Annotated in this window: 30 protein-coding genes and 1 other annotated feature (1 of these 31 running past the window's edge); of the genes, 8 read left to right on the top strand and 22 right to left on the bottom strand. The window is 43.4% G+C overall.

Annotated elements, in window-relative coordinates; genetic code table 11:
* Positions 1 to 22: a binding site (T-box leader), on the bottom strand (it extends 172 nt beyond the left edge of the window).
* An 80-nt stretch (positions 23 to 102) separates the two neighbouring features.
* The 9 genes from argF to IGI86_RS05380 form a co-directional block, all read right to left on the bottom strand.
* On the bottom strand, positions 103 to 1,116 hold the full coding sequence (gene argF, locus IGI86_RS05420; RefSeq protein ID WP_005237003.1) for an ornithine carbamoyltransferase: 1,014 nt from the start codon (positions 1,114 to 1,116) through the stop codon (positions 103 to 105).
* A 136-nt stretch (positions 1,117 to 1,252) separates the two neighbouring features.
* On the bottom strand, positions 1,253 to 2,272 hold the full coding sequence (gene tsaD / locus IGI86_RS05415; protein ID WP_016621244.1) for a tRNA (adenosine(37)-N6)-threonylcarbamoyltransferase complex transferase subunit TsaD: 1,020 nt from the start codon (positions 2,270 to 2,272) through the stop codon (positions 1,253 to 1,255).
* Positions 2,265 to 2,738 (bottom strand): ribosomal protein S18-alanine N-acetyltransferase, encoded by a 474-nt coding sequence (gene rimI / locus IGI86_RS05410; protein ID WP_430617786.1) that lies wholly within the window; start codon positions 2,736 to 2,738, stop codon positions 2,265 to 2,267. Before rimI (IGI86_RS05410) ends, tsaD begins: the two co-directional genes overlap by 8 nt.
* Complete coding sequence (gene rimI / locus IGI86_RS05405) at positions 2,731 to 3,273, bottom strand: ribosomal protein S18-alanine N-acetyltransferase (RefSeq protein ID WP_008381099.1); 543 nt, start codon at positions 3,271 to 3,273, stop codon at positions 2,731 to 2,733. Before rimI (IGI86_RS05405) ends, rimI (IGI86_RS05410) begins: the two co-directional genes overlap by 8 nt.
* Positions 3,257 to 3,982 carry a tRNA (adenosine(37)-N6)-threonylcarbamoyltransferase complex dimerization subunit type 1 TsaB gene (tsaB, locus tag IGI86_RS05400; RefSeq protein WP_005237009.1) on the bottom strand — a complete coding sequence of 242 codons (726 nt, stop codon included), beginning with the start codon at positions 3,980 to 3,982 and terminating at the stop codon, positions 3,257 to 3,259. The genes rimI (IGI86_RS05405) and tsaB overlap by 17 nt, the downstream gene beginning before the upstream one ends.
* Positions 3,983 to 4,246: 264 nt before the next feature.
* Positions 4,247 to 5,227: a LacI family DNA-binding transcriptional regulator gene (locus IGI86_RS05395; RefSeq protein WP_008381095.1), complete on the bottom strand. Its 981-nt coding sequence runs from the start codon at positions 5,225 to 5,227 to the stop codon at positions 4,247 to 4,249.
* A 32-nt stretch (positions 5,228 to 5,259) separates the two neighbouring features.
* Positions 5,260 to 6,744, bottom strand: coding sequence for a UDP-glucose--hexose-1-phosphate uridylyltransferase (galT, locus tag IGI86_RS05390; RefSeq protein ID WP_086332202.1), 1,485 nt, complete (start codon positions 6,742 to 6,744; stop codon positions 5,260 to 5,262).
* Between the two features lie 3 nt (positions 6,745 to 6,747).
* Positions 6,748 to 7,746 (bottom strand): UDP-glucose 4-epimerase GalE, encoded by a 999-nt coding sequence (gene galE / locus IGI86_RS05385; RefSeq protein WP_034878687.1) that lies wholly within the window; start codon positions 7,744 to 7,746, stop codon positions 6,748 to 6,750.
* Positions 7,747 to 7,787: 41 nt separating this feature from the next.
* On the bottom strand, positions 7,788 to 8,945 hold the full coding sequence (locus IGI86_RS05380; protein WP_005237018.1) for a galactokinase: 1,158 nt from the start codon (positions 8,943 to 8,945) through the stop codon (positions 7,788 to 7,790).
* 150 nt (positions 8,946 to 9,095) lie between these two features.
* On the opposite strand from IGI86_RS05380, the gene IGI86_RS05375 reads away from it, so the two are divergent.
* The gene (locus tag IGI86_RS05375; protein ID WP_017144401.1) at positions 9,096 to 9,263 is read left to right on the top strand and encodes a DUF3042 family protein; all 168 of its coding nucleotides are present in this window, start codon (positions 9,096 to 9,098) and stop codon (positions 9,261 to 9,263) included.
* Between the two features lie 56 nt (positions 9,264 to 9,319).
* Here IGI86_RS05375 and IGI86_RS05370 read toward each other — a convergent pair whose 3' ends face one another.
* The 9 genes from IGI86_RS05370 to IGI86_RS05330 form a co-directional block, all read right to left on the bottom strand.
* Complete coding sequence (locus IGI86_RS05370) at positions 9,320 to 9,676, bottom strand: DUF488 domain-containing protein (protein ID WP_005237034.1); 357 nt, start codon at positions 9,674 to 9,676, stop codon at positions 9,320 to 9,322.
* A gap of 151 nt (positions 9,677 to 9,827) precedes the next feature.
* Positions 9,828 to 10,229 carry a rhodanese-like domain-containing protein gene (locus IGI86_RS05365; protein ID WP_005237036.1) on the bottom strand — a complete coding sequence of 134 codons (402 nt, stop codon included), beginning with the start codon at positions 10,227 to 10,229 and terminating at the stop codon, positions 9,828 to 9,830.
* A gap of 82 nt (positions 10,230 to 10,311) precedes the next feature.
* Complete coding sequence (locus IGI86_RS05360) at positions 10,312 to 11,283, bottom strand: ROK family glucokinase (protein ID WP_430617943.1); 972 nt, start codon at positions 11,281 to 11,283, stop codon at positions 10,312 to 10,314.
* On the bottom strand, positions 11,283 to 11,492 hold the full coding sequence (locus IGI86_RS05355; RefSeq protein WP_005229394.1) for a YqgQ family protein: 210 nt from the start codon (positions 11,490 to 11,492) through the stop codon (positions 11,283 to 11,285). Before IGI86_RS05355 ends, IGI86_RS05360 begins: the two co-directional genes overlap by 1 nt.
* Positions 11,493 to 11,522: 30 nt before the next feature.
* On the bottom strand, positions 11,523 to 12,191 hold the full coding sequence (locus IGI86_RS05350; protein ID WP_005237037.1) for a rhomboid family intramembrane serine protease: 669 nt from the start codon (positions 12,189 to 12,191) through the stop codon (positions 11,523 to 11,525).
* A gap of 12 nt (positions 12,192 to 12,203) precedes the next feature.
* Positions 12,204 to 12,743: a 5-formyltetrahydrofolate cyclo-ligase gene (locus IGI86_RS05345; protein ID WP_016613156.1), complete on the bottom strand. Its 540-nt coding sequence runs from the start codon at positions 12,741 to 12,743 to the stop codon at positions 12,204 to 12,206.
* A 90-nt stretch (positions 12,744 to 12,833) separates the two neighbouring features.
* On the bottom strand, positions 12,834 to 13,811 hold the full coding sequence (locus tag IGI86_RS05340) for a FecCD family ABC transporter permease (RefSeq protein WP_016621237.1): 978 nt from the start codon (positions 13,809 to 13,811) through the stop codon (positions 12,834 to 12,836).
* A complete protein-coding gene (locus IGI86_RS05335; RefSeq protein WP_430617785.1) occupies positions 13,811 to 14,791 on the bottom strand; it encodes a FecCD family ABC transporter permease in 981 nt (326 codons plus the stop codon). Before IGI86_RS05335 ends, IGI86_RS05340 begins: the two co-directional genes overlap by 1 nt.
* Positions 14,788 to 15,579 carry an ABC transporter ATP-binding protein gene (locus tag IGI86_RS05330; RefSeq protein WP_005237041.1) on the bottom strand — a complete coding sequence of 264 codons (792 nt, stop codon included), beginning with the start codon at positions 15,577 to 15,579 and terminating at the stop codon, positions 14,788 to 14,790. Before IGI86_RS05330 ends, IGI86_RS05335 begins: the two co-directional genes overlap by 4 nt.
* A 202-nt stretch (positions 15,580 to 15,781) precedes the next feature.
* Here IGI86_RS05330 and IGI86_RS05325 point away from each other — a divergent pair, with 202 nt between their 5' ends.
* From IGI86_RS05325 to IGI86_RS05300, 6 genes are all read left to right on the top strand, one after another.
* Positions 15,782 to 16,741 (top strand): ABC transporter substrate-binding protein, encoded by a 960-nt coding sequence (locus IGI86_RS05325; protein ID WP_086372706.1) that lies wholly within the window; start codon positions 15,782 to 15,784, stop codon positions 16,739 to 16,741.
* Positions 16,742 to 16,878: 137 nt separating this feature from the next.
* Positions 16,879 to 17,028, top strand: coding sequence for a 50S ribosomal protein L33 (rpmG, locus tag IGI86_RS05320; RefSeq protein ID WP_005229384.1), 150 nt, complete (start codon positions 16,879 to 16,881; stop codon positions 17,026 to 17,028).
* A gap of 652 nt (positions 17,029 to 17,680) precedes the next feature.
* Positions 17,681 to 18,091 carry a FosX/FosE/FosI family fosfomycin resistance hydrolase gene (gene fosX, locus IGI86_RS05315; RefSeq protein WP_008381069.1) on the top strand — a complete coding sequence of 137 codons (411 nt, stop codon included), beginning with the start codon at positions 17,681 to 17,683 and terminating at the stop codon, positions 18,089 to 18,091.
* Positions 18,092 to 18,155: 64 nt separating this feature from the next.
* Positions 18,156 to 18,542: a VOC family protein gene (locus IGI86_RS05310; RefSeq protein ID WP_061053912.1), complete on the top strand. Its 387-nt coding sequence runs from the start codon at positions 18,156 to 18,158 to the stop codon at positions 18,540 to 18,542.
* Positions 18,543 to 18,796: 254 nt separating this feature from the next.
* Entirely contained in the window at positions 18,797 to 20,191 is a 1,395-nt protein-coding gene (locus IGI86_RS05305) for a Y-family DNA polymerase (protein WP_194199416.1), read from the top strand.
* A gap of 143 nt (positions 20,192 to 20,334) precedes the next feature.
* A complete protein-coding gene (locus tag IGI86_RS05300; protein ID WP_008381063.1) occupies positions 20,335 to 20,610 on the top strand; it encodes a hypothetical protein in 276 nt (91 codons plus the stop codon).
* A 34-nt stretch (positions 20,611 to 20,644) separates the two neighbouring features.
* Here IGI86_RS05300 and IGI86_RS05295 read toward each other — a convergent pair whose 3' ends face one another.
* The 4 genes from IGI86_RS05295 to IGI86_RS05280 form a co-directional block, all read right to left on the bottom strand.
* Positions 20,645 to 21,103: a hypothetical protein gene (locus tag IGI86_RS05295; protein ID WP_008381061.1), complete on the bottom strand. Its 459-nt coding sequence runs from the start codon at positions 21,101 to 21,103 to the stop codon at positions 20,645 to 20,647.
* A gap of 67 nt (positions 21,104 to 21,170) precedes the next feature.
* Complete coding sequence (locus IGI86_RS05290) at positions 21,171 to 21,539, bottom strand: thioesterase family protein (RefSeq protein WP_008381059.1); 369 nt, start codon at positions 21,537 to 21,539, stop codon at positions 21,171 to 21,173.
* A gap of 7 nt (positions 21,540 to 21,546) precedes the next feature.
* Positions 21,547 to 22,761, bottom strand: coding sequence for a CCA tRNA nucleotidyltransferase (locus tag IGI86_RS05285; RefSeq protein WP_016621022.1), 1,215 nt, complete (start codon positions 22,759 to 22,761; stop codon positions 21,547 to 21,549).
* Complete coding sequence (locus IGI86_RS05280; protein ID WP_008381054.1) at positions 22,748 to 23,098, bottom strand: nucleotide pyrophosphohydrolase; 351 nt, start codon at positions 23,096 to 23,098, stop codon at positions 22,748 to 22,750. The genes IGI86_RS05285 and IGI86_RS05280 overlap by 14 nt, the downstream gene beginning before the upstream one ends.
* A 136-nt stretch (positions 23,099 to 23,234) precedes the next feature.
* Between IGI86_RS05280 and IGI86_RS05275 the strand changes: the two genes are divergently transcribed.
* Positions 23,235 to 24,140 carry a YitT family protein gene (locus IGI86_RS05275; RefSeq protein ID WP_005237068.1) on the top strand — a complete coding sequence of 302 codons (906 nt, stop codon included), beginning with the start codon at positions 23,235 to 23,237 and terminating at the stop codon, positions 24,138 to 24,140.
* Positions 24,141 to 24,178: the final 38 nt, after the last annotated feature.

Raw genomic sequence — 24,178 nt, 5'->3', positions numbered from 1 at the left:
TCTCTTGTTTCATCAAATCAAGGCTATTTACTTCCCAGAAAGTATAGCAAAGAAATGTTTGTTTGGCTAGCGAGATTCTGGCATTTTTCAAAAATTTTATTTTTATACTTTAGGAATAAATAGATCCCCGGCAGTCACTGCCATGATCGCTTTGATTGAGTGCAAACGATTTTCGGCTTGATCAAATTGACGAGCATACTTGCTACGAAAGACCTCGTCAGTGACTTCCATCTCAGAAATCCCATACGCCTGCGCTGCTTTTTTGCCATAAATAGTTTGTTCATCATGAAAAGCCGGTAAACAGTGCATAAAAATCACTTGGTCATTTTGCGTTTTTTCCATCAACGATTGGTTTACTTGATAAGGCAGCAGCTGTTCGATCCGCTCTTGAAATTTTTCTTCTTCGCCCATTGAAACCCAAACATCGGTATACACGACATCAGCGCCTAAAACACCTTGATCCACGTCATCCGTCACCAGGATCTTTGCGCCAGAGTGCTGAGCATAGGCTTGTGCTTGTTCGATAATGTTTGCTTCTGGTTGCAAGGCCTTCGGGGTGACGACATGAATATTGACCCCTAAAATCGCACTCGTCACTAACAAAGAATTGGCGACATTGTTGCGCCCATCCCCACAGTATGCGATGGTCAAGCCAGTCAGTTCACCGAAGTTTTCTTGAATGGTTAAAAAGTCAGCGATCATTTGTGTTGGATGCCAGTCATCCGTTAAGCCATTCCAAACAGGCACGCCTGAATAGTTGGCCAGATCTTCGACGACCTGTTGGCTAAAGCCGCGAAACTCGATCCCGTCAAACATGCGTCCGAATACTTTGGCGGTATCTTCAACGGATTCTTTAGACCCCAACTGAATATCATTGGCCCCTAAAAATTCCGGATGCGCCCCCAAATCCACCGCTGCAACCGTAAAGGCTGCTCGCGTCCGTGTTGAATTCTTTTCAAACAAAAGCGCAATATTTTTTCCTTCTAAGTAGCGATGTGGTTGATTGTTGGCTTTCATCCCTTTTAAGTGCTGGGAAAAATCAATTAAATATTGCAGTTCTTCTTTTGTGAAATCTTTCTCTGCTAAAAAACTGCGTCCTTTAAAAACTGATGTCATTGCATACCCGCCTCTCAAATAATTAATAAATATACATCAGAATATCAAATAATGAAATATAATACAACTATATCTTCTGTTTGCTCATAAATGAAACAAAAAAAACACCTAAGAACGGATCTTAGGTGCAATCATCTTAAGAAATCCTATGGGCAAAGCTGACACTTGGATCAGCATTCAATGAAAGGTCTGCTAGGTGCTGCTTTTTCAACGCAACATGGGCATAGGCACCAATCATGGCCGCATTATCTCCGCAAAGGCGCAACGGTGGAATCAACAGTTCTACCTCCGGCAATTCCTGCATTGCTTTTTGTAAAGCGTCACGCAAGCCTTGATTCGCGGCGACCCCGCCAGCGACGATCAGTTGTTTTACCGGATAGGCTTGGCATGCCCGCACTGTTTTGTGAACCAATACTTCGACTACGCTGGCTTGAAAACTGGCTGCTAGATTTTCTACTGACAATGCTTCCTCTCTTTGCTGTGCATTATGCACAAAGTTGATAAAGGAACTCTTCAAGCCACTGAAACTAAAATCAAAATTATCTTCTTGCATCATTGCTCGAGGAAAGTGATACGTATCACTACCTAGATGTGCAAGGCGATCAATTTCTTTCCCACTAGGATAAGGCAAACCGAGAACTCGACCAACTTTGTCATAGGCTTCACCAGCGGCATCATCTCTCGTTTCTCCGATGATCTCAAAAGAGCCATCTTCTGCCATATACACCAATTCGGTGTGACCGCCGCTGACCAATAATGCCATTAAAGGAAAAACCAATGGCTTCACTAGGCGAGCTGCATAAATATGTCCTGCCATGTGATTGACCGGAATCAGCGGTAAGCTGTGGGCCCACGCAAAGGCTTTCGCTGCAGAAAGCCCAATCAACAGTGCCCCAACCAACCCTGGACCATAGGTGACGGCCACGGCTGATAATTCTTCTGGTTGTGTGTTGGCTTGGGTCAATGCTTCGTCGATGCACAAAGTAATCTGTTCGACATGGTGACGACTAGCGACTTCTGGTACGACACCGCCGAAGCGCTGGTGGCTCTTGATCTGCGAAGCAACAATGTTACTTAAAATGGTGTCGCCGTTTTTAATCACTGCCACACTGGTTTCATCACAACTGCTTTCAATGGCTAAAATCAATTCATTCATTTGATTTTTTTCCGCCTACTTTCTTTTCCATAATCAACGCATCCTCTTCAGGATGACTGTAATATTTTTTTCTACGACCGATGACCGTATAGCCCATGCGCAAATAAAGGGCCTGTGCTTGTAAATTCGACACACGTACTTCAAGATAGATCCGCCGACCATCGGTTTGTTCCACGAGCGATTCCATTTGTTTCAACAATTCTTTCGCCAAACCATGCCCTTGATATGCTGGTAAAACCGCTACATTAAACAGCTCTGCTTCATCCAGCACTTGCTGAAAACAGAGAAACCCAATCAGCTCTCGGTTGGTTTTTCCATAACGAAACAAATAGCGACTGTTGCTGTTTTGCAAATCTTGCTGAAATTGCTGCAGATTCCAAGGCGAGCCAAAGGGATAGCTCTGATCCGCCAATGACCAGAGCATTTGCGGTGTCGGGATCGTTTGTTCTGCTTGTTCGTTAGTCATTTAAAAATTTCACCATATCCAATGCGTCTTCATTGCCTTCAGTGTAATACGCCGTTTTGATCGCCTGTGAAACAAACCCGAGGGTCCGATACAAACGTTGCGCATCACGATTGCCCAGGCGAACTTCTAATGTCAAACGGTCGCATTTGTTTTTCCTTGCATAACGTTCCATCTCTCCTATCAAGAAAGAACCGATCCCTTTTCCTTGATAATCAGGAATGATCGCGATATTAGTGATATGGGCATCAGCGCCTAAAATCCGCACCCCGATAAACCCAATCATCCGTTCATTATGCAAGATGCCCAAATAAAGATGTTTGACCCGTGAATAAAGTTCTGACAAAAAGGCGCTCTTGGTCCAAGGCAGTTCCCCAGCATACACGAGACGCTCCACCTGCAGCAGCTCTTTAATGTCATCACCGACTAATTCACGAACAACATACGTTTCCCCTCGTATCTCTTTTTTACGCTCTGGATATTGAATCTGACGGAAAAGAGCCAACTTTCCCGTCATCGTTTTAAATTTTTTCAACATAAGCATCCACTCCCGGTTCATGCGAGGCTAACCATTTTTCTTCGGCTTCAACTAATTTTAAATAGTCCGGTACAAAATCATGGATCGAAGCCACCGGCGCTTCTTCTTTCGCAATAGCAGCTAAAACAACGCCATTCGGGTAATTCCAAAACGACACTTGATTGATATGGGCTGTCGGCAGTTCCGCCTCGATCATGTCTTTAAATTTGACGGTATCGGCGCCGACAAATAGCACTTCTTGACCATCAACTGCTTTTAGCTGGGTCAATAACTCAGACAGTGAGATATGCTGGTCTTTGATCCTTGTTTCTAAGGTACCATTATGCCATTGGTAGGCACCTGCGTAGACATTTTGACGGCGAGCGTCAAACAACGGGACGATCACTTGCGATACGCCCACGCAATTGGCAGCGACTGCTTTCAAACTAGAAACACCAATCAGCGGGATGTTCAATGTTTGTGCCAGCGTTTTTGCTGTTGTGACACCGATGCGCAAACCCGTATACGAGCCAGGACCTTTCGCAACAACGATTTGCTCCAGCTCTTTAGGGGCCATCCCCACCGCCTGCATCAATCCATCAATGGCAGGCATCAATGCTGTGCTGTGGTTTTTGATCGCCATCGTCTGGCTTTGTCCCAACACTTCTTGACCATCGACCACCGCAACCGCCAGTGTCTGGTTTGAGGTATCAATCGCTAATGTTTTCATCTATCTTCTCCCCATTCAAAAAACTCTCTCATATTCTACCATATTCTAATCAAATGCCCAACCAAGTCTCCAAAAAGATGCCTGCGTTTAGAAAAAAAGCAATAGGACAACAATACCCGAACCTTTGAAAAAAGCAAGCACGGCTGCAGTTGCAAACCAGCGGGGCTGTTTAAAGGTTCGGGTAAGGCGATATTCATTTTTTTGTTATTTCATTAAAACTCAGTTGACGTGTGTAACGGTATCCTCCGATGATTCAACTGGTTGCTAAGAAGATTGGCGCGTAATCAGCTCCGTTGCGATCGTAACTTTTCGAGGAACGGGTGCTGCATTCGTAATGATATCCAGCAAGGTCGTCACTGCCAGCTCCCCCAGCCATTCCGTATGAACTTTGATGGTTGACAGAGTCGGAAAGACGTACTTTGCGACACTGACATCATTGAAGCCGATAATTGCGATCTTATCTGGAATCTTGATGTTTTTTTCTTGCAAAGCACGCATAGCGCCAATCGCTAAGGCATCACTGGAAGCAAATAAGGCACTTGGCAACTCTTTGTTTTGCTGCAAATACTCTTTCATCGCCTCATAACCGCCCTCTACTGTAAACGGTGCGCTGAGATGATATTGCGGGTGGTGCAACTTCAACCGACGAAGCCGTTCCTCAAAAATCCGGCGCCGAGGGTCTTCGATTTCTTGGTGATGGTCCTTGGTAAACTCAACGCCTGATAACAAGCCGATCCTTTGGTGGCCTTTTGCAATAAAGTCATCGATCACTAAATCGACCGCTTGTTGAAAGTCCACCACCAGAGAATTGACGCCCTGGGCCAATGCGTCAAAATCGACCATCAACAAATTGGATTGGCTTTTTTTCAATTGACGAATCTGGTGATCATCGAATTTCCCTAGCGCGATCGTTCCATCGACGGCGGTATCAGACAATCCTTCATAGGGTTCTTTCAGCAAACGGATCCCTAATTCTTCGGTTTTGTTTTCAATCCCGATACGGATCGCTAAATAGTAAAGATCCGCTAATTCTTCCTCGGTATCAAACCATTGGATCAAGCGCATACTACTGGTTTCTGGCTGACTCTTTTTTTTATGTTTTGTGTAATTGAGTGCTTCTGCGGCTTTAAAAATTTTCTCTTTGGTTTCAGAACTGACCGATAATTCTGAATCGTAATTCAGCACCCGTGATACAGTGGCTGGCGAGACGCCAGCCTGTTGTGCAATATCTTTAATCGTTGCCATCTTCCAGCCTCCTTTTTTTGCGGGGAACTTTTTTATAAAGTAGCTATAAAGCGAGCAAAGGCCGCTTGCCCTGTCTGGTCTCGTTTAAAGACGCCTGCATGCGTCAATACTTGTGTAAAGACTTCTCCTAATGCATTGCGCAAAATCTGCGACACGTTTTCGGCATTGCATTCTGGGTGCTGGGCTTTGATCGCATCTGCCCACGGTATATGGTAAGCCGCGATCTGATTGGGCTGATCCAATAGATAAGCAGTCACTTCTTCTAGTTCCGGAGCTAAACGCGGTGGGAGAACTGCCAAACCCATGACTTCAATCAATCCGATATTTTCTTTTTTGATATGCTGCACTTCTTGATGTGGATGAAAAATGCCGTCAGGATGTTCTTTGGAAACATTATTATCCCGCAAGACTAAGTCCATTTCAAACAGCTCTCCTTGCTTGCGGGCGATCGGTGTCACTGTATGATGAGCCGTCCCATCTTCTGAAAAAGCAAGGATCGAAACACTTGGATCTGAGTACTGTTGCCATTGGGCTAACACATATTGGCAAGCGGCGGCTAATTTTTGTTTGTTTTTCGCTTGTAATCGTATCACCGACATTGGCCACTTCACGATCCCCGCAGCTACATCAGGAAACCCAGTCAAAGAAAAGTGTTGTTCGATTGGCGCTTTTGCCATGGCAAACGTATGCCGCCCTCCTTGGTAATGGTCATGGGACAAGATCGAACCCCCAACGATCGGCAGATCGGCATTGGACCCGACAAAATAATGCGGCATCACTTCAATGATCTGCAACAAGCGAGCGAAGGTTTGCAAATTGATTTTCATAGGCCGATGGTCTAAAGAAAGAAAAATCGAATGCTCATTGTAATAGGCGTAAGGAGAATATTGGAAGCCCCACGCTTCATTATCCAAATTCATACGAATGATCCGATGATTGGTCCGCGCTGGGTAATTGACCCTTCCTTGGTAGCCTTCATTTTCCAAACACAACATACATTTCGGATAATCTACAGAAGCAGCGGTACCTTCTTGGGCAATTTGCTTCGGATCTTTTTCAGGTTTTGATAAATTGATCGTGATCTCGATCTCCCCATACTCCGTATCAACAGGAAAGACGATATTTTTAGCGATGGCCCGAGTCTTGATGTAATCATTTTGACGGCACAGCTCAAAGAAATAATCCGTCGCTTCTTTAGGATCATTGGCATAATGTTGCGCAAAAAAAGCATTGACTACTGAAGGTGGTGGCGTCAAAAAGTCCATCAACTGGGCTTCAAAGATTTCTCTTTCTGCGTGAGAATCGCCAATTTGCTGATTGCTCAATGCACATGCCACCAGTTCGTCCATCATTTCAATCGAGGAACGAGCAACAGAACGAATTTCGCTGGGCTCAAAAACAGCTTCCCCGATCATAGCTAGTACTCGGTTTTGCAAATAAATACGATCCATTTCCATCCAGCCGCCAGCCTTGATTGCTAAAGTGACGAAATCGCTGATTGTTTGGCTGATCGTCATTGGTTATTCCTCCTGCCCTTGATACCCATTTGGATGGCTGACATGCCAATTCCAAGCAGTCTCGATGATTGCTTCGACGTCGGTATAGACTGGTTTCCAGCCTAAAACCTTTCGTGCTTTTTCACTCGATGCCACTAAGGTACTTGGATCACCGGCACGGCGAGGCGCCACTCTGGCTGGGATCTCTTTTTTCGTTACATTGCGGGCCGCTTCCACCATTTCTTTCACAGAGTACCCATGATTGCTGCCTAAATTGAAGACATTGCTCTCATTGCCTTTTTGTAAATATTCTAATGCCAACAGGTGAGCAGCGATCAGATCTTCGACATGGACATAATCACGAACACAAGTCCCATCTGGAGTATCGTAATCCTCCCCAAAAATCGCGACTTCTTTTCGTTGTCCTAAAGCAGCTTGTAAGATGATCGGTACTAAGTGTGTTTCTGGATCATGGTCTTCACCGATCGAAGCATCCGACTTCGCGCCAGCCACATTGAAATAACGCAATGCGACATACTTCATACCATAGGCTTCATCGCACCAACGCATCATTTTTTCCATGATCAACTTGCTTTCGCCATAAGGATTTTTAGGATTTGTTGGGGTTTCTTCCGTGATTGGACTATGATCAGGTTCCCCATAGGTTGCTGCTGTAGAAGAAAAGACAATATGTTTCACTTGATGTTCCTTCATCACTTCTAAGAGGACCTGCATCCCATACACATTATTGTTGAAATATTTCAATGGTTTTTCTACGGATTCCCCCACCAAAGAGCTGGCAGCAAAGTGAATCACGCCGTCGATCGTTTCTTTTTCAAAAACCGATTGTAAAAATGCTTTGTCGCGAATATCCCCTTCATAAAAGGTTGCTGCTGGATGGATCGCTTGGCGATGTCCTGTCAGCAAATTGTCAATGACAACTACTTGTTTTCCTTGTTCGATCAATTGATCGACTGCATGAGAACCGATATAGCCGGCTCCTCCTAATACTAAAATCGCCATATTTTCAGCCTTCTTTCTAAATTCCTTCATCATTTCTTATTCTACAGTTTTCGTGCACCATCATCAATACTTGCTTGATAAATGTCGGTTGCGTAGCCGATTTCTGCTAAATAGGTTGCTTTGACGGACGCTTCAAAATCAGCCCATTCACTTGCTTTGACCAATGCGATCCCGCAGCCGCCAAAGCCCGCACCAGTCATCCGCGCACCTAAAACAGCAGGATGCGCTTGAGCAGCTGCGACCAATGTATCTAGTTCACGCCCTGTCACTTCATAATCATCCCGCAATGAAGCATGCGAAGCATTTAACAACTGGCCGAATTCTTCAAGATCACCAGCAGTCAAAGCGGCTTTTGCTTTTAATGTCCGTTGGTTTTCCGTCACTGCATGTTTCGCCCGTTTGATCAAGCGTGGATCATCGATCAATGCTGTATTTGCAAAAAAGGTTGCTTCGTCCAATGCGCCCAATGAATCAACGGCTAATGATTTTTGCAAACGAGCTAATGCTTCTTCACATTCTGCACGTCGTTCATTGTATTTAGAATCAGCCAATTCGCGGCGCTTATTGGTATTCATGATCGCTACGACATAATCACCAAATGCCGCTGGTACGACTTCATAATTTAAAGTGTTCGTATCTAAAAGCAATGCATGGTCTTTTTGACCCATTCCGATCGCAAATTGATCCATGATCCCTGAGTTAACGCCAATAAACTCATTTTCGACTTTTTTGCCGATTTTAACTAAGTCCAAGGTCTTCAGGGTTAAATCAAAGAGATCTTTTAGACAAACCCCCGTCAGCAATTCAATCGATGCAGAAGAAGAAAGACCTGCGCCATTCGGAATGTTGCCATAAAAAGCGATGTCAAAGCCACGATCGATCCCTTGCCCCGCTTCTTTTATGAAACGAACGACCCCTTTCGGATAGTTTGTCCAATCATCTTCTTTTCGGTAATCTAGCTCATCTAACTGAAAGGAGATCACGCCTTTTTCTGGAAAATTCTCTGAATAGAGTTGGATCAACTGGTCTTCACGTTTTCGTGCTACTGCATACGTCCCTAATGTGATTGCCGCCGGGAAAACATAACCGCCATTGTAATCTGTGTGTTCACCGATCAAGTTGATTCTCCCTGGCGCAAAATACATGCCTGTGCCTGCTGTTCCAAATTTATCAATAAATATCTGTTGCAATTGCTCCATTTTTCTCACTCCCGCTTTCTTTTTAGTAAACTTATTGTAAATTATTTACTAAATTATTTCAAGCGTTTTCAATCCCAAAAGTGATTTTTTTTGATATTTTTTCCGTTTTCATTCATAATGAACCTATAACTAAAGGCGAGGTGTTTAATGATGAAACGATTTCTTTCAGGATTTTTAGTAGGAACAGTCGCAACGGTTGCTGCAGCTGCAAGTGTTGTTATGACGGTCAAGAAACAAGTGATTGATCCAATTGACGAACAACAAGCAGATCATGATGAAAAACGGAAACGCGCGATGCGTAAAAGCGTTGCCCGCTAATCATTTGCTAAAAAAGAGCCGTCAGCCTTCAATAGGCTGGCGGCTCTTTTAGGTAATCATTCTGCCTTCTCCAGTAAGTCCTGCAAAATCACGGCTTGATTTTGTTCTTCATTTTTCGCTCCGTAAAGTAAGGTCACGGTCTGTTGTTCAGCAACCAACGCTTTTAACCGTGCCAAGGCATCTTTAGCTGGCGCTTTCTCTAATTCTTGTAGATAGCAGCCTTTAAACGCATCAAAACGTTCAGGATCATGCCCAAACCATTTGCGCAATTCAGTACTTGGTGCGACTGCTTTGAGCCATAGATCGATCTGGGCTGCCTCCTTTTTCATTCCTCTAGGCCAGATGCGATCCACCAATACCCGATAGCCATCTGTCGTTTCCGCCACTTCATAAATTCTTTTTCGCTTGATCAACGCACACTCTCCTTATCGATAGACCTAAGTTCTATAAATAAAGGCAAAAGCCCACAATGTAAATTGAATAATGACTTACTTGAAACACTCCGTTTGGTGTTTCGTCGCTCATTCAAATTTGCTTGTGTTCTTTTGCCTTAAGTTCTCTCTTTTATAAACTATTTTTCTTTTTCGTCTTGCCACTCCAGCCTTCATAACCTTCTTTTAGGATATAGACATTGGTAAAGCCTTCTTTTCGTAATTTATTTGCTGCGCGAATACTCAACGATTTACGCGTGTCATATAAGTAGATTGGTTGATCTCTACGAAATGCGCTGAAGGAATTGGTTAAAACCGTAAAGGGAATATTACGCGCCCCTAAAATATGCCCACTGTCAAATTCATTTTTTTCCCGAACGTCGATCACTTGGGCTTTCTTCATTCCTGCTTTAAATTCATCTTCTGAGATGATCGTTGCTGAACGGCGTCCCATAATTTGAAAATACGCCCAGTTCAAAGCGATTGCTAAGATTATTAATGCCAAAACCAAGTTTAGCCACATAATTGGTGTCATTTCTTCTATTCCTCTCTATTGTAACAAACATTCTTTTTTGATTTATGCTGCTTTAATCTATCATTGCCTAGCAGCTTGTCATCTATGCTTTTGCTGCAAACTGCAAAGCTAATGATGCTGCCCCAATCACACCGGCATCATTCCCAAGTTCGGCCAATTTGATTTCAGTACTTTCCGTTACCTGTGGGAAGGTAAATTGAGCAAAGTAGGCAGCAACCCGTTCACGTAAAAATTCACCGGCTGCTGATACGCCTCCACCTAAAACGATACTTGATGGATTTAATGTGTTTCCTAGGTTTCCGCATGCCAACCCAAGGTAGAAGCACACTTTATCAACGACCATCAAGCCAAATGGATCGTTTGCTTGAGCCGCTTCAAAAATATCTTTACTTGAAACATCTTCCCCATTGTCCAGCTGTTGTTTCAATGCCGAGTCGCCAGCATATTCTTCTGCCAACTGTCGAGCAACTCGCACAACACCCGTCGCACTAGAAACCGTTTCTAAACAACCACGTTTGCCGCAAGTACATTCGAACCCTTCAGGATCAACAGTGATATGACCGATTTCTCCGGCACAACCAGCAACCCCATGAAGCAATTGCCCTTCCATGATGATACCGCCGCCAACACCTGTACCTAGTGTGATAAAGATGACATCAGGATTGTTATCCCCTGCCCCTTTCCAACGCTCACCTAAAGCTGCTACATTGGCATCGTTATCGATGGCAAAGGGGATTTTTGTGCCTTTTTCAATCAGTTCTTTGACTGGCTGAAGTGTTTCCCAGTTCAGATTGTAGGCACCTATGACGGTTCCTTTGTCACGGTCGACACTTCCTGGTGTCCCCATACCAATACCGATAAATGCTTCCGGCTGTAAGCCATATAATTCTAGGCGATGATTGATCGATGCCACGATTTCTGGCACGATATGTGAGCCTTCATCAAGAATATTGGTGTCAATACTCCATTTTTGCTGAATCTCGCCTTCGCTCGTTAAAATAGCGAATTTCACAGTTGTTCCGCCTAAATCAATTCCGATGATTTTTTTGTCCATCACTTGTTTTCCTCCCGGCTTTCTTCAATTCGATGCTCCCGCGTAAGAATTCGCCGGGCAGTCAGATATACATCCCGATCTATCAAGCGACTGTCATAAAAGTTTTTCAACTCGATTTGCATCAGTTCTATATCGTAGATCCGCTTGCCGACATATACGTAAACACCAAATTGTTTCAGTAATTGTTGTACGTCATATAACGTTTCCATTTAACCACTTCCTGCTTATTATACAAGTAATTAATATTTTTTAAAACCATATATCACAAAAATAGCCAATAAGAAAACAAAGAGTCCGCCAGAGAGGATTCTGGTGTGGATCGAATATTTTCCATAGTTCTTTGGCAATGCCAAAAGATTTCCTAACAATAACCCACCGAGGATCCCGCCAATGTGTCCCCACATATCAATCGTTTGATCAAACACCCCAAAAACCAGGTTCAATCCAACGAATAGGGCAAATTGCCGTACCATTGCTTGGATGCGGTAATCATTTCTAAAATGCCAACCTAAAATCAAAAATGCCCCGAAAAGCCCGAATAATGAAGTACTAGCGCCTGCTGATTGAACCCCTATTTGGTTGAAAGCAAAACTCATGGTATTGCCCATGATGCCGCTTAGTAAATACAAGGCAAAAAAACGGCTATGACCATAGATGGCTTCTACTTGTTGCCCCATATAATAGAGAATCACAGAGTTGATCGCAAAATGTGCCAACCCGAAATGCAGAAAGATTGGGGTAACGAAACGCCAATATTCATTTAAATAGACGACAAACGGACCAAACATCACCCCGCCTGATTGAATAGAGGGACTAAAATAACCCAAGATAAACACAATAGTTTGGATAGCTAAAAATAGATACGTGAAGATCGGCTGATTCAGCCATCTTTTCATTTGAGAATTCATTGACGTGCTCCTTTACGTGCGAATAAGCGAATCCGTATAGATTTTATCGATTGGAATGTCGAATACATCTGGTGTCCATTGATCGTTGAATTGTTCTCCGAAGACCAAAGAAACGGTCTTGCCATCAAAAGCAGACAAGAAACGATCATAATAGCCGCCGCCAAAGCCGATGCGATAGCCTTTTTTCGAAAAAGCCAAGCCGGGAACAATGAGTAAATCCAAGTGATGGGCTTCTTGCTCACTGATCGGCTCTTCAACCCCAAATGCCGACGTTTCATAACGCGTTACCGGCTCCACATGATAAAACTGCAATTTTTTTTGTTGTGCTTTCGGCACTGCGATTCGTTTGTTTTGTTCAAATCCTTTAGCAAAAATAGCCGCTGTATCAAATTCAAATGGCAACGAACGGATCACTCCTACTGACTTAGCCGTTTGCCAAAGCTGAGAAGAAAACAGCAACTGCAAAATCACCGTTTCTTTCTGCTGCTTTTGTTTGCTCGGCATTTTTTTTAATGTTTGGATCATGTGCTCTCTAATGACTGGTTTTTCCATTGGATCACTCCTCTCAGAAATAGTACCAAAAACTGTGTCCAAATAGCAAACTAGAATCGCAGATTTCTTGGCAAGATCATGACTATCTGCTCATCCTTCTTTACGCCGGATCAGTAAAAAGACAAAGTACGGTGCCCCCACGATAGAAATGATGATACCAGCTGGGATCTCACCGCTTGTCAATAGTAAACGACCGATCGTATCACTTACTAAGACCAGCAGACTGCCGATCATTCCCGCTAAGAAAAAGGCACTGCGAGATTCTCTGCCGATGAGTCCCTTGGCGATATGAGGCGCCAATAAGCCCACAAAGGCTAAATTACCGGTATAGCCAACCGTACTGGCAGCCAAACCAACCGCAATCACTAAAAACCACGTCCGCAACCGTGTCAAAGAAACCCCTAAGCTAATTGCCTGTTCCTCACCAAAACCAAGCAGATTAAGTTTAGGTACGGTCCAGAAAGCTGCGACAGACAATACGATGACCCAAGGAAGCAGACTGGTAATTTGCTGCCACGAGGTTCCCCAGATAGATCCAGAAAGCCATGCTGTTACAAAGCGATAGCGGTCTTTTGATAATTCCACCGTAAAAAGTAAAGTAGCCGCGGCCAACCCTGCATTGACGGCGATTCCCGCCAGCAACACTCGCTCCATCGACAACAATTGGCGGTGTTTATAGGCAATCAAATAGACCAGTACAGCAGCCAACAAGCCACCGAAGATCCCAACGACAGGTAAAAGCTGCGATCCTTGGGTATAAACCCCTAAGTAGATCATTACAAAGAGACCCGCGCCATTGTTGATTCCTACGATACTTGCATCAGCCAGCTCGTTTCTCGTCACCCCCTGCAAGACAAAACCAGAAAAACCAAAGGCACCGCCGGCGATCAGCGCCAGACAAGCCCGTGGTAGTCGAAACTCAGTAAACGTCAGTACCTGACTCGAAGAAGCCGTACCTTGAAAGATTGCCCCTAATGTCTGAAAGGTTAAGATTGTTTTTCCCACCATGACACTTCCTAAAAAAGCGGCCATCACCAGTAGAAAAAAAACAAAGAGTGTTTTTTTCATCAGTCTTCCCTCCGTATCTTGACCAATAGAAAAGGCACACCGATCAATGCCATCAGTATCCCAAAGGGTGTCTCAAAAGGGGGATTGATCAAGCGACCTGCCAGATCAGCGGCCATCACTAGGGTCCCACCTCCAATGATCGTCAAAGGCAAAATTAATTGGTAGTTTTTGCTCACCATCCCCCGCACGACATGAGGAACCATTAAGCCGACAAAGCTGACCGGTCCTACAAGCGAAACCGCCATTCCCGCCAAAACTACGACTAACAGTAAGGCAGATGCCCGAATCAGATGCGGGTGCTTGCCTAATGAAATGACGGTGTCATCTCCTAGTGCTAACAGATTGAGGGCTTTTCCTAGCCGTAGCACAAAAACGATGGCGATCAGATAGATGGGGCCCACAAAACGCAGTTGCTGCCAAGTCACATTCGCCGCACCACCGATAAACCAAAAGGCTATCTCTTGGTTTAAATCAAATTGCAATGACAGAGTTTGACTAATGGCTGAGAAAAAAGAACTTAATGCCACACCAGCCAAAATCAGTCCCGTGGGCGACATGCCTAGTTTGGCGTATCTGGTCAGTAAAAAAAGCAGCCCAGTTGCCGCAAACGCACCAAAAAAGGAAAACAGCGCCGCTTGACTCGGTTGCACACTAGGAAAGAGGATAAATGCGATCGCTAGTCCCAAGGCAGCCCCACTATTGACACCTAAAAGACCACCATCTGCCAAGGGATTTCTCGTAATCCCCTGCATGATGGCTCCTGTAACAGCAAAACAACTTCCTACTAGAAAAGCAGCCAAAACACGCGGCAACCGAATATTGCGCAAGACTTGATGCAGCTGATTCTCATAATCAAAAGCAAAGACGGCATCCCAGATCGTTTCAAAAGAAAGGTCCGCTGCTCCTTGAGTGATCGCTAAAAAGAAACAGATAATAAAGCAGCCACTAAAAAGCAGCAGCAGCCAAGGAAACTTTTTCATATCTGCGCTCCTAACTCATAGGTCAAGACCAGCGGCTTTGTACTATTAGGAAAGGTACCTAACACGGCATCGATCTCAAACAAACGCTGCAGCCATTCTTTGGTCAGTACCGTTTCCGGTGTACCGGAAACCAAAAGCTCTCCACCTTTTAATGCGTAAATATAATCAGAAAAACGTGACGCATGATTCAGGTCATGAATCGACATAATGATCGTTTTCCCATAGGTTTTATTGATTTGCTGTAATAAGAGCAAAATTTCTAATTGATGTGCAGGATCTAAAAAGGTTGTTGGTTCATCTAAAATCACGATATCCGTATCTTGCGCCAGTGCCATGGCGATCCATACGCGCTGCTTTTGCCCCCCTGACAGCGTACTGATCACTTCTTCTGCTAGTGCCGTCAAACCAGTTGCTTGCAAAGACCAGTCGATCGCTGCAAGATCTTGTTCCGATAGACTATTCAGTCCTTTTTGATAGGGGAAACGACCGTAAGAAACAATTTCGCGAATCGTCAAGCCAATCGATGAATCGCTAACTTGTGAAAGCAGCGCAATCTTTTTAGCCACTTCTTTGGTTTTGATGTTCTGGAGGTTTTGTGTATCTAATAGGACCTCACCAGACAAAGGCTGTAAAATTCGGGCGAGTGCCTTTAAAAATGTCGATTTTCCACTGCCGTTCGGGCCAATCAAGCCGATGATTTTCCCTTCTGGAATCTCAATTGTTAGATCTTGCACAATTTTTTGTTTTTGATAGCCGACACTCAAGTCAACTGTTCGTAATTTCGCCATATTCGTCCCCAAAATAATTGATTGATAATGCTTATCAATTATGAATGTAATCCTACTATTCGTCAATAGTTCTAAAAAAAGGAAATAAAAAAATAAGATTGACAAATCAGCGTTTCTCCGTAATAATAGCAATCAGCAAATGAGAATTATTCTCAATTAAAATGATAAGTGCTCATCTTTTAACAAAGGAGGAAGTTTTTCTATGAAACAATGGTCAAAAAGAAGTACTTGGCTTACCCTGCTAGCAGCCTGCTCCCTTATCCTACTGGGTGCTTGCGGTACGAATAATGACTCAACGGATAGCAGTGGAAAAGCCACTACTTCTTCAGAAATAGCAACAACCTTTACCGATGCGATGGGAAATGAAGTCACTGTTCCCGAAAACCCACAACGGGTGATCGGTAGTTACTTGGAAGATTATTTGGTCGCTTTAGGGGTAACCCCGGTTGCTCAATGGACAGTCGGCAATGACAGTGATCAAGCATACTTGCAAGATAAACTAGCAGATGTGCCAAGAATCAACTATGATCTGCCCTATGAAGATGTCTTGAGCTTTGAGCCAGACCTACTGCTGATGGATAGCAATTCCATGGTGGAAGGCGACAAATATGATCAGTACAGTAAGATCGCGCCGACCTATGTGGTCACAAATGGCGAGGAAGTAACCTGGCGTGAACGTCTGACAGATATCGCAAAGGTCTTACACAAAGAAGAGGAAGCTGCCCAAGTAGAAGCTGATTATGATGACTTAGTCGCTACTACCAAGGAAACGTACGCTGATCAAATCCAAGGCAAGTCGATTGCTGTTTTATGGGTGGTCAATAATTCTGTCTTCATGGTTTCAGAAACAAAATCAAGTGGTCAACTGCTGTATCACGAACTCGGTTTTGAAGTTCCCTCGCTTGTTTCAGAAATCAGTGAAAGTGCCACTGCTGACTGGTCTGCCGTTTCTCTGGAAAAATTGGCAGAATTGGATGCCGATTACTTGATTTTAGTGAATAGTGATAAAGGCGCTGATTTTTTCAGCGAACAAGTCTGGCAAAATCTTGATGCAGTCAAAAACAATCATTTATGGGAATTCGGTCCTGAATCAAGCTGGCTCTACAACGGTCCTATCGCCTATACCAAAATGATCGAAGATATCCAGAGCAAATTGGACTAATGCGTTTCAAGTAATTCGTCAAGTAAAACTACTTAACAAATTTCAGGAAAAAGCTAGCATTCCCGCACAAAACATGCTATTATATTTTAGTCTGAGAGATTTCTTAGAGGATTCTTGTATCGTTAGGGGGGAAAATCATGCGCGTAAACATCACATTAGAGTGCACTTCTTGTAAAGAACGCAACTACTTATCAAACAAAAACAAACGTAACAATCCTGATCGTTTGGAAAAGAAAAAATATTGCCCACGTGAAAGAAAAGTTACTTTACACCGCGAAACAAAATAATACTATTTAAGAAGTTCGCAAACGCTGATAACCAAGGCGTTTGCGAACTTCTTTTTTTTCAGACATTTTGCAATGATAGCTGCTGCATTTTTATTTCCCTATTTACACAACCACTCCCCTATTTTCACTTATTTGCTTTGAACTTTTGAGCCAACTTTTTCTTTGAAGCGACGTATAAATAAATTTTAATGTATAATGTAAAAAAGAAACTAATGTTCAACAAAGGCGGCACATAGAACATGAACTAGCTTTTTCTTCTAGCTGTCCTTTCAATATACTTTGAGTGCCAGTCGATCCTTTCATGCTATACTGCCTATAGGAGGTGAACCCATGCTTGGCAATTTTACGTATCTACCTAGTAACTATCGTCTGTTTTATGGCGCTTTTCTTTTTGCTCTTATTGGAAATATGCTTTTCATTTTCATTAAACACCCTGCTTGGACCTTTAGCTTACCGACAGTGATTATCCTCTTCTTAATAAATGTCTTCTTTTGGACAAAATACAAGAAGAAAGTTATTCCTTGCACAACTGATGCACTGTTTTATGTTCTGCTCTTCCTATTGGTATTTTACAATCACTAACATAATGCTTATTTTGATACTAATTTTTTCTCTTCCCCCTATTTCGTCATAACGAAGGAGTGTTGATGCGATGGAGATTTCCCATATCACGTTGATCGTACAGAATTTAGCAAAGACGACAACGATGTTGGAAACATTGTTTGAAGCAGAGGAAATTTATGATAGCCGAGACCAGCCCCATTCTTACTTCCCAGAAAAATTCTTTTTGATCGATGGCTTATGGCTTGCTGTTATGGAGGATGCCTCCCAGAAGCTGCCGAAAACGTATAACCATATTGCCTTTAAAATCGATCAAACTCAAATCGATTCCTTGATTACGCGCATCCAAGGACTAGGATTGAAGATCGAAAAAGATCGTTCTCGTATCAAAGGCGAAGGTGCTTCCATTTACTTTTACGACGATGACAACCATTTGTTTGAACTACATACTGGTACGTTGGCTGAACGGTTGCACCATTACCGTCTGACAGAAACGAGGTAATCTTCATTGCTAGCAACTGCATTGACTGTTATGGAAAGAATTCCCACAAGAAAGGAAGAAAACAATGAAACTAGATATGGTTGGTATTATCACAAAAAACATGGAACAGGCACTGGCTTTTTATCAAGTACTTGGCTTCACGCCATTAGGTCAGCACTCAGAAGATTATATGGAATTAGCAAACGACGGGGTTCGCATCTCTTTGAATAGCCGCCAGATGGTTGCCGGGATCTACGGACATGCACCAATGACTGTTGGTGACACAATTGAATTAGCCTTTTTATGTGATTCCCCTGAAGAGGTTGATGCCCTTCATGCAAAAGTCGTAGCTGCCGGGTATCAGTCTTTCAAAGAACCTTGGTGTGCCTTTTGGGGGCAACGCTATGCCATCGTCAAAGATATAGACGGCAATCTCTTAAGTTTGTTTGCAATGCTACCTGCCGAAAATTGATTTAAGCTACGACAGTCGGTCCAATGGATCGGCTGTTTTTTTAATCACACCTTCGGGTAAAAAGACAAAATCACGTTTTTATGTCCAATCGGATTCTGATAACCTGAAATGAATGTATCCCTTATAAAACAACGTTTCCCATCATTATAAGCCAAAAATAATCTCTCTATAAAAAAACAAATCCACCCATCCGCTCCTGTTCGCTTGACAAAAAAGAACAAACGTTCGTATAATCTCGGTAAGGAGTGATAAAAATGGGTGGTTTTAATTATGCGCTCGAGCCAAAACGCGATATCTTATTTATCGATGTCAAAAGTTTTTATGCTTCTGTCGAATGCATCTCGCGCGGCTTAGACCCTATCCAAGCGATGCTGGTCGTCATGTCTCATTCTGACAATACTGGAAACGGCTTAATCTTAGCGGCTTCCCCAAAGGCAAAATCGGCTTTAGGAATTTCAAATGTGACCCGCAATGACAATCTGCCGACGCATCCCGATTTGTACAAAGCATCGCCACGTATGAGTTTTTATATCAAAGAAAACACCAAAGTCAATAATGTCTTTCGCAAATATGTTGGACAAGATGATTTGCTGCTCTATTCAATCGACGAAACGATGATGGATCTGACCCGTACACTGGATCTTTTCATTCCTGATAACACGATTTCTCGCGAAGAAAAACGTTGGCTGATTGCCCAGCAAATTCAAAAAGACATTTACGAAACAACGAAATTGTATGTCACCATCGGTATTGGTGACAATCCTTTGTTAGCAAAACTAGCTTTAGATAACGAATCCAAACACAACCGTTCCTTGATTGCCGAATGGACCTACGAAGATGTCCCGACAAAAGTTTGGCAAATCAGCCCCATGACTGAGTTTTGGGGAATCGGTCGACGCACAGAAAAACGACTTCACTTGATGGGGATTGAATCTATTGAACAATTGGCTCATGCCAGTCCTGATCTTTTGCGCAGTCGCATGGGAATCATTGGTGAGCAGCTCTACCATCACGCTCACGGCATTGACCGCACCATTTTAGCCGAACCGACACCGCAGGTCATGGAAAAAAGCTACGGCAATAGTCAGGTCCTACATCGCAATTATTATTTACAAGAAGAAATCGAGATCGTCATCAAGGAAATGGCAGAGCAAGTTGCCGCTCGAATTCGCCGCCATCATTGTCAGACCGCTTGTATCAATGTTTACATCGGCGTAGCCTTTGGTGAAACTGCCTCTGGCTTTTCCCGACAAATGAAAATCCCGCCAACTGACAATACACGTAAGCTTGTTGCTCATTGCCTATTTCTCTTTCGAAAATTTTATACCGGGCAAGTCGTTCGCCACATCGGTATCACCTATTCAAAATTGGTTTATACAGAAAATGTCCAGCTGGATCTTTTTGAGCAAGCAGAAACGCAATTACGCCAGCGTAAATTAGATTTGATCATCGATAAGATTCGTGAGAAATACGGCTTCACTTCGATCGTTCATGCCACAAGCCGAATGGAAGGCGCTCGTGCCATTGCACGCAGCAAATTAGTCGGTGGTCACGCTGGTGGTCTAGATGGGATCGCCAACATAGGACCTGTCCATCAGCAAAAAGAAAAAGAACCGTTTGCTGATGGTTCAAAAAATACCGGCACTTGACTCGTTTTTCTTTCCTTTTCGATGACAAATCTTAAGATAACATTAACAAACGATCCATTTTTTAAAGATTTATGTAATTTCGAGGCCCCCATCTCCCCCTTTACTTCTTTCTAAGGTACTTTAATAGCAAGGAGTGTGAGCAGATGAAAATTGACAAAATCGAATACAAACGAGTCATCAATGGTGCGGGACACCTTGAGTACGATTTGCTGCAATATTTAGAAAAGAATCGGGCGACTGCTGCACAAAACCTGAAACAGTCTGAGATCGATTACCTTCTGGAAAAAGATATTCAGCATCGGATCATTCAACATGCTCGTAAGAGTTTCTTTGGCGATACAATCGTTTTAAAGGATGAATATGCCGAAGATTATCTTTTATTAAAAAAGTATACGGATATGTTCCAAGAAACATTCTAAAAAAAACGCAGAACCAACTGGTTCTGCGTTTTTCTTATTCTTCGAAATGTTCTTGATAAACATCATCAACCGTTTGATTTGGGTCGATCACGATATACAGACTCTTCGTTTTTTCACTGATTTTTGTTGATTGGTATACATTATCCAATCCTTCCGTATCTTTGTCCTTGTATGGGAAATAAACAAGATCCGGTGTACCGTTACGGTAAAGAATTTCCATCCGTTCAATATCTTCATATTTCAACGCACGAGCAAACATCCCTAATTCAAGTCCGCCTAAGTTGATGTCATGTGTTGCCACATGATCGCCTTCTTGGAAGATTTCAATTTTGAACCCAGCACATGGATGAATCTCAACGAATTCGCTTCCGTGGATACGGCCAAAACTGGTCGTGATTTGTTTGATCCATAAGTCACCGATGTAACGGCGCTCGATCGTCCATGTTTCTCCATTACGGAAATAAAATTTTAAAGCTTTCATTTCTCTAGCCATGACAAAACGCTCCTTTTTATTAATAATACATTTTAATTCTAACACATAGTCGCTACTGGGACACAAATTAACTTTGGTTTTCGTTGACTTTTTTCATAAACCGAGAGATTTCCACCGCCGCTCGTTGATGAGTCCCTTTGGCAATGAGTTGTTGCGCCCCATCGGTCACCTGATAATCAAACTGGAATCCTTGTTCTTTTTCCCATTGTATAAGAACTGTGATTGTCGCTCCGACTGGCGAAGGTTTCAAATGATCGATCGAAAACTTTGTACCAACGGTGGTAAACCCTTTATCTAAAGTAGGCTCAAGGGCTTCCCAACAGGTGTTTTCCACCATTGCGACCAGTCGAGGGGTTGCTAAAACCGCTAAACCGCCAGAACCCAAAACAGCCGCAGTGTCTTGAAGGTCAACGAGAAAGTCTTTTTTGCTTTCCATTCTTCAGTTATCCCTCCTTCGCTAAATATGCTTGAGCAAACGCCAATAGTGCTTCTTTTTCATTAGGGATTTTTCGTGTGATGACTGCAGCTTCGGCAGCGGCCAAGACTTCTTTGAGCCACGGACCAGAAGAACGATCAACTGTCTGCAGTAAATCACGTCCATTGATCGCCAGCTCCTTCAGTGAATGGATCGGTAGCTGCTGATAGCGCTGACTGATTTTTGCAGGATCATTGGGCAGCTTGTCATAACGCAATAATCCTTCAGCTAAACAGGTTGCTTCTAAACCGAACTGATACAACAGCAGATCGTTCCATTCGCCGTTCCGACGCATTAGCAGTGCTTGATAGACCGTTTGTACTTGGCGGATGCAGTCATTCGAACATTTCCAAGCTTTTAAAAAGCTGCGGACTGCCTCAAGAGCTAAACCGATTTGGTCAATGAGCAATACCCAAGCCGTCGTTTCGTTTTCTAATGGGATCGCTGGCAGGTCTGCCATCCGCAGTAACGCCTCACCGTATTCCCGCAAGCCTGGGCAATAGATATAGCATTCGGTTTCTACTAGTGCTCGTAGTGCTTGGTTCCGATGATTGCCTAACAGCAATTTCACGAATTCAATCATGATCCGTTCAACAGAGATTTTCCCCAACAAGGCATGATTCGCATGGATAGCAGCCAATGTTTCTGTTTCTAAAACAAAGCCCAATTGACTGACAAAACGCAGCCCCCGCATCATTCGTAGGGCATCCTCATGGAAACGTTCCTGCGGGTGACCCACTGCTCGTAAAATCTGATTGTCGATATCTGCCAGACCATCGAAAAGATCAATGATGACCCCATCTTCTTGAAGTGCCAATGCATTGATGGTAAAATCCCGCCGCTTTAGATCTTCTTTCAAGGACCTGACAAAATCAACTTTGTCAGGTCTGCGATAATCCTGATAGGCGGCTTCGGTTCGAAAGGTGGTAATCTCATATTGCGCCTGTTCCCACAAGACCAGCACCGTCCCATGCTCGATACCAATGTCAATGGTTCGAGGAAAAAGCGCCTTGATTTCGGCTGGAAACGCACTGGTAGCAATATCGACATCATGGATCGGCTGGCCTAAAATCGTATCCCGCACGCTGCCGCCAACAAAGTATGCTTCATAGCCCGCGGCTTCGATTTTTTTTAGGAGTGGCGCAGCTTCTGCAAATTCTTTTGGTAATTTAGTCAGCTTCATGTACTTTCCCATCTTTTCTTTCAAAACGATACGCATCCCGCTGATTGAATTTTGCCATATTTTCCTCAAACACTTCAGTCAGGTCGATGTCTAGTGAATTGGCCATGATCATCGTCACAAAGAGTACATCGCCCAGTTCTTCTGCCACGGTCTTTTCAACTTCATCGCTTTTTTTATTTTTTTCCCCGTAATAGTGATTTACTTCTCGCGCCAATTCGCCAACTTCTTCAGTCAAACGAGCCATTTGGGCGAGGGGGCTGAAATAGCCAGTTTTAAATTGTTGAATATAGGCGTCGACTTCTTCTTGCATCGATGCCAAGGAACGTTTATCTGTCATCTTCTTCACCCTTTCTCGTTTATCTTACCAAAAGAATGGCTGCCTGCCTAGATAGAGCCCCCTCAGGATTTGTTGTACATTCAATGATTTCGTGCTACATTGATACTTGTGGAAGTTGAATAACGGAGGAAACAGGATGCGGGCATTTTTTTCATGGCGAACGATTCGCGACATTGTTTTGATTATTTTCGGTACGAGTATTTATGGCTTCGGTCTAGTCTATTTAAATATCCCAAATGACTTAGCAGAAGGCGGTGTGACAGGGATCACCTTGATCCTGCGAGCCTTATGGGGAATCAATCCTGCCATTAGTACATTGATCTTAAATATTCCGATCATTTTGATCGGTGGCAAAATTCTTGGTCGACGCTCATTAGTGTATACGATTTTAGGAACCTTTGGTTTGTCTTTTTGGTTGGCATTTTGGCAGAGTGTTCCCCTGTTGATCGATCTACAGCATGATCTACTGATCGTCGCACTCTTGGCTGGTTTGATTGCAGGGATCGGTAGTGGGATCGTCTACAAAGTCGGTGGAACAACAGGTGGCGTCGATGTACTGGCGCGCATTTTAGAGAAAAACTTTGGGGTGACGATCGGGCGGTCGCTTTTGATCTTTGATGTGTTCGTCCTGTTGCTTTCTTTGACCTATATAGATTTGAACCGCATGATGTATACCTTGATTTTTTCTTATGTCTTCACTCGTGTGATCGATTCGATCTTAGACGGCGGCTATTCAGCCAAAGGGATTTTAGTGATCAGCAATCATAGCGAAGAGATAGCTCCTGTTTTAATGGATGAATTGGAACGCGGTGTCACGTTTTTACAGGGCGAAGGGGCTTACTCAAGAGTATCGAAACAAATCATTTATATGGTGGTCAGCGGACGGGAGATTTCTGAAGTCAAGCGCATTGTTCATGACTTTGATCCGCAAGCGTTTGTTTCTGTCATCAATGTCCATGAAGTCGAAGGCGAAGGCTTTACCTACTTAAGACCTAAGTCACGGTTCTTACAGCGCAAAGCAGCGGTCTCTAAAACAAAATAAAGACTAAAAAAGCAGTCCCGGTTAAAGGACTGCTTTTT

This window comes from Enterococcus sp. AZ188 (assembly GCF_050544075.1).
GTDB lineage: Bacteria > Bacillota > Bacilli > Lactobacillales > Enterococcaceae > Enterococcus_D > Enterococcus_D entomosocium.
The sequence above is the reverse complement of the archived record's forward strand: the minus strand, read 5'-3'. Positions and strand labels throughout refer to the sequence as shown.

Excerpts from the sequence above, each read along its gene's own strand:
- IGI86_RS05310 (WP_061053912.1), top strand. The coding sequence starts at position 18,156 with ATGAAACTAGATATGGTTGGTATTATCACAAAAAACATGGAACAGGCA.
- rimI (WP_430617786.1), bottom strand. The coding sequence starts at position 2,738 with ATGACTAACGAACAAGCAGAACAAACGATCCCGACACCGCAAATGCTC.
- IGI86_RS05290 (WP_008381059.1), bottom strand. The coding sequence starts at position 21,539 with ATGGAAAGCAAAAAAGACTTTCTCGTTGACCTTCAAGACACTGCGGCT.
- IGI86_RS05330 (WP_005237041.1), bottom strand. The coding sequence starts at position 15,579 with ATGGCGAAATTACGAACAGTTGACTTGAGTGTCGGCTATCAAAAACAA.
- IGI86_RS05375 (WP_017144401.1), top strand. The coding sequence starts at position 9,096 with ATGAAACGATTTCTTTCAGGATTTTTAGTAGGAACAGTCGCAACGGTT.
- IGI86_RS05300 (WP_008381063.1), top strand. The coding sequence starts at position 20,335 with ATGAAAATTGACAAAATCGAATACAAACGAGTCATCAATGGTGCGGGA.
- IGI86_RS05275 (WP_005237068.1), top strand. The coding sequence starts at position 23,235 with ATGCGGGCATTTTTTTCATGGCGAACGATTCGCGACATTGTTTTGATT.
- IGI86_RS05305 (WP_194199416.1), top strand. The coding sequence starts at position 18,797 with ATGGGTGGTTTTAATTATGCGCTCGAGCCAAAACGCGATATCTTATTT.
- rimI (WP_008381099.1), bottom strand. The coding sequence starts at position 3,273 with ATGTTGAAAAAATTTAAAACGATGACGGGAAAGTTGGCTCTTTTCCGT.
- galE (WP_034878687.1), bottom strand. The coding sequence starts at position 7,746 with ATGGCGATTTTAGTATTAGGAGGAGCCGGCTATATCGGTTCTCATGCA.
- IGI86_RS05340 (WP_016621237.1), bottom strand. The coding sequence starts at position 13,811 with ATGAAAAAAACACTCTTTGTTTTTTTTCTACTGGTGATGGCCGCTTTT.
- IGI86_RS05395 (WP_008381095.1), bottom strand. The coding sequence starts at position 5,227 with ATGGCAACGATTAAAGATATTGCACAACAGGCTGGCGTCTCGCCAGCC.
- IGI86_RS05350 (WP_005237037.1), bottom strand. The coding sequence starts at position 12,191 with ATGAATTCTCAAATGAAAAGATGGCTGAATCAGCCGATCTTCACGTAT.
- IGI86_RS05280 (WP_008381054.1), bottom strand. The coding sequence starts at position 23,098 with ATGACAGATAAACGTTCCTTGGCATCGATGCAAGAAGAAGTCGACGCC.
- IGI86_RS05285 (WP_016621022.1), bottom strand. The coding sequence starts at position 22,761 with ATGAAGCTGACTAAATTACCAAAAGAATTTGCAGAAGCTGCGCCACTC.
- IGI86_RS05380 (WP_005237018.1), bottom strand. The coding sequence starts at position 8,945 with ATGGAGCAATTGCAACAGATATTTATTGATAAATTTGGAACAGCAGGC.
- IGI86_RS05335 (WP_430617785.1), bottom strand. The coding sequence starts at position 14,791 with ATGAAAAAGTTTCCTTGGCTGCTGCTGCTTTTTAGTGGCTGCTTTATT.
- IGI86_RS05295 (WP_008381061.1), bottom strand. The coding sequence starts at position 21,103 with ATGGCTAGAGAAATGAAAGCTTTAAAATTTTATTTCCGTAATGGAGAA.
- IGI86_RS05345 (WP_016613156.1), bottom strand. The coding sequence starts at position 12,743 with ATGGAAAAACCAGTCATTAGAGAGCACATGATCCAAACATTAAAAAAA.
- fosX (WP_008381069.1), top strand. The coding sequence starts at position 17,681 with ATGGAGATTTCCCATATCACGTTGATCGTACAGAATTTAGCAAAGACG.
- IGI86_RS05355 (WP_005229394.1), bottom strand. The coding sequence starts at position 11,492 with ATGGAAACGTTATATGACGTACAACAATTACTGAAACAATTTGGTGTT.
- tsaD (WP_016621244.1), bottom strand. The coding sequence starts at position 2,272 with ATGAATGAATTGATTTTAGCCATTGAAAGCAGTTGTGATGAAACCAGT.
- rpmG (WP_005229384.1), top strand. The coding sequence starts at position 16,879 with ATGCGCGTAAACATCACATTAGAGTGCACTTCTTGTAAAGAACGCAAC.
- IGI86_RS05325 (WP_086372706.1), top strand. The coding sequence starts at position 15,782 with ATGAAACAATGGTCAAAAAGAAGTACTTGGCTTACCCTGCTAGCAGCC.
- IGI86_RS05365 (WP_005237036.1), bottom strand. The coding sequence starts at position 10,229 with ATGACACCAATTATGTGGCTAAACTTGGTTTTGGCATTAATAATCTTA.
- IGI86_RS05360 (WP_430617943.1), bottom strand. The coding sequence starts at position 11,283 with ATGGACAAAAAAATCATCGGAATTGATTTAGGCGGAACAACTGTGAAA.
- tsaB (WP_005237009.1), bottom strand. The coding sequence starts at position 3,982 with ATGAAAACATTAGCGATTGATACCTCAAACCAGACACTGGCGGTTGCG.
- argF (WP_005237003.1), bottom strand. The coding sequence starts at position 1,116 with ATGACATCAGTTTTTAAAGGACGCAGTTTTTTAGCAGAGAAAGATTTC.
- galT (WP_086332202.1), bottom strand. The coding sequence starts at position 6,744 with ATGACGATCAGCCAAACAATCAGCGATTTCGTCACTTTAGCAATCAAG.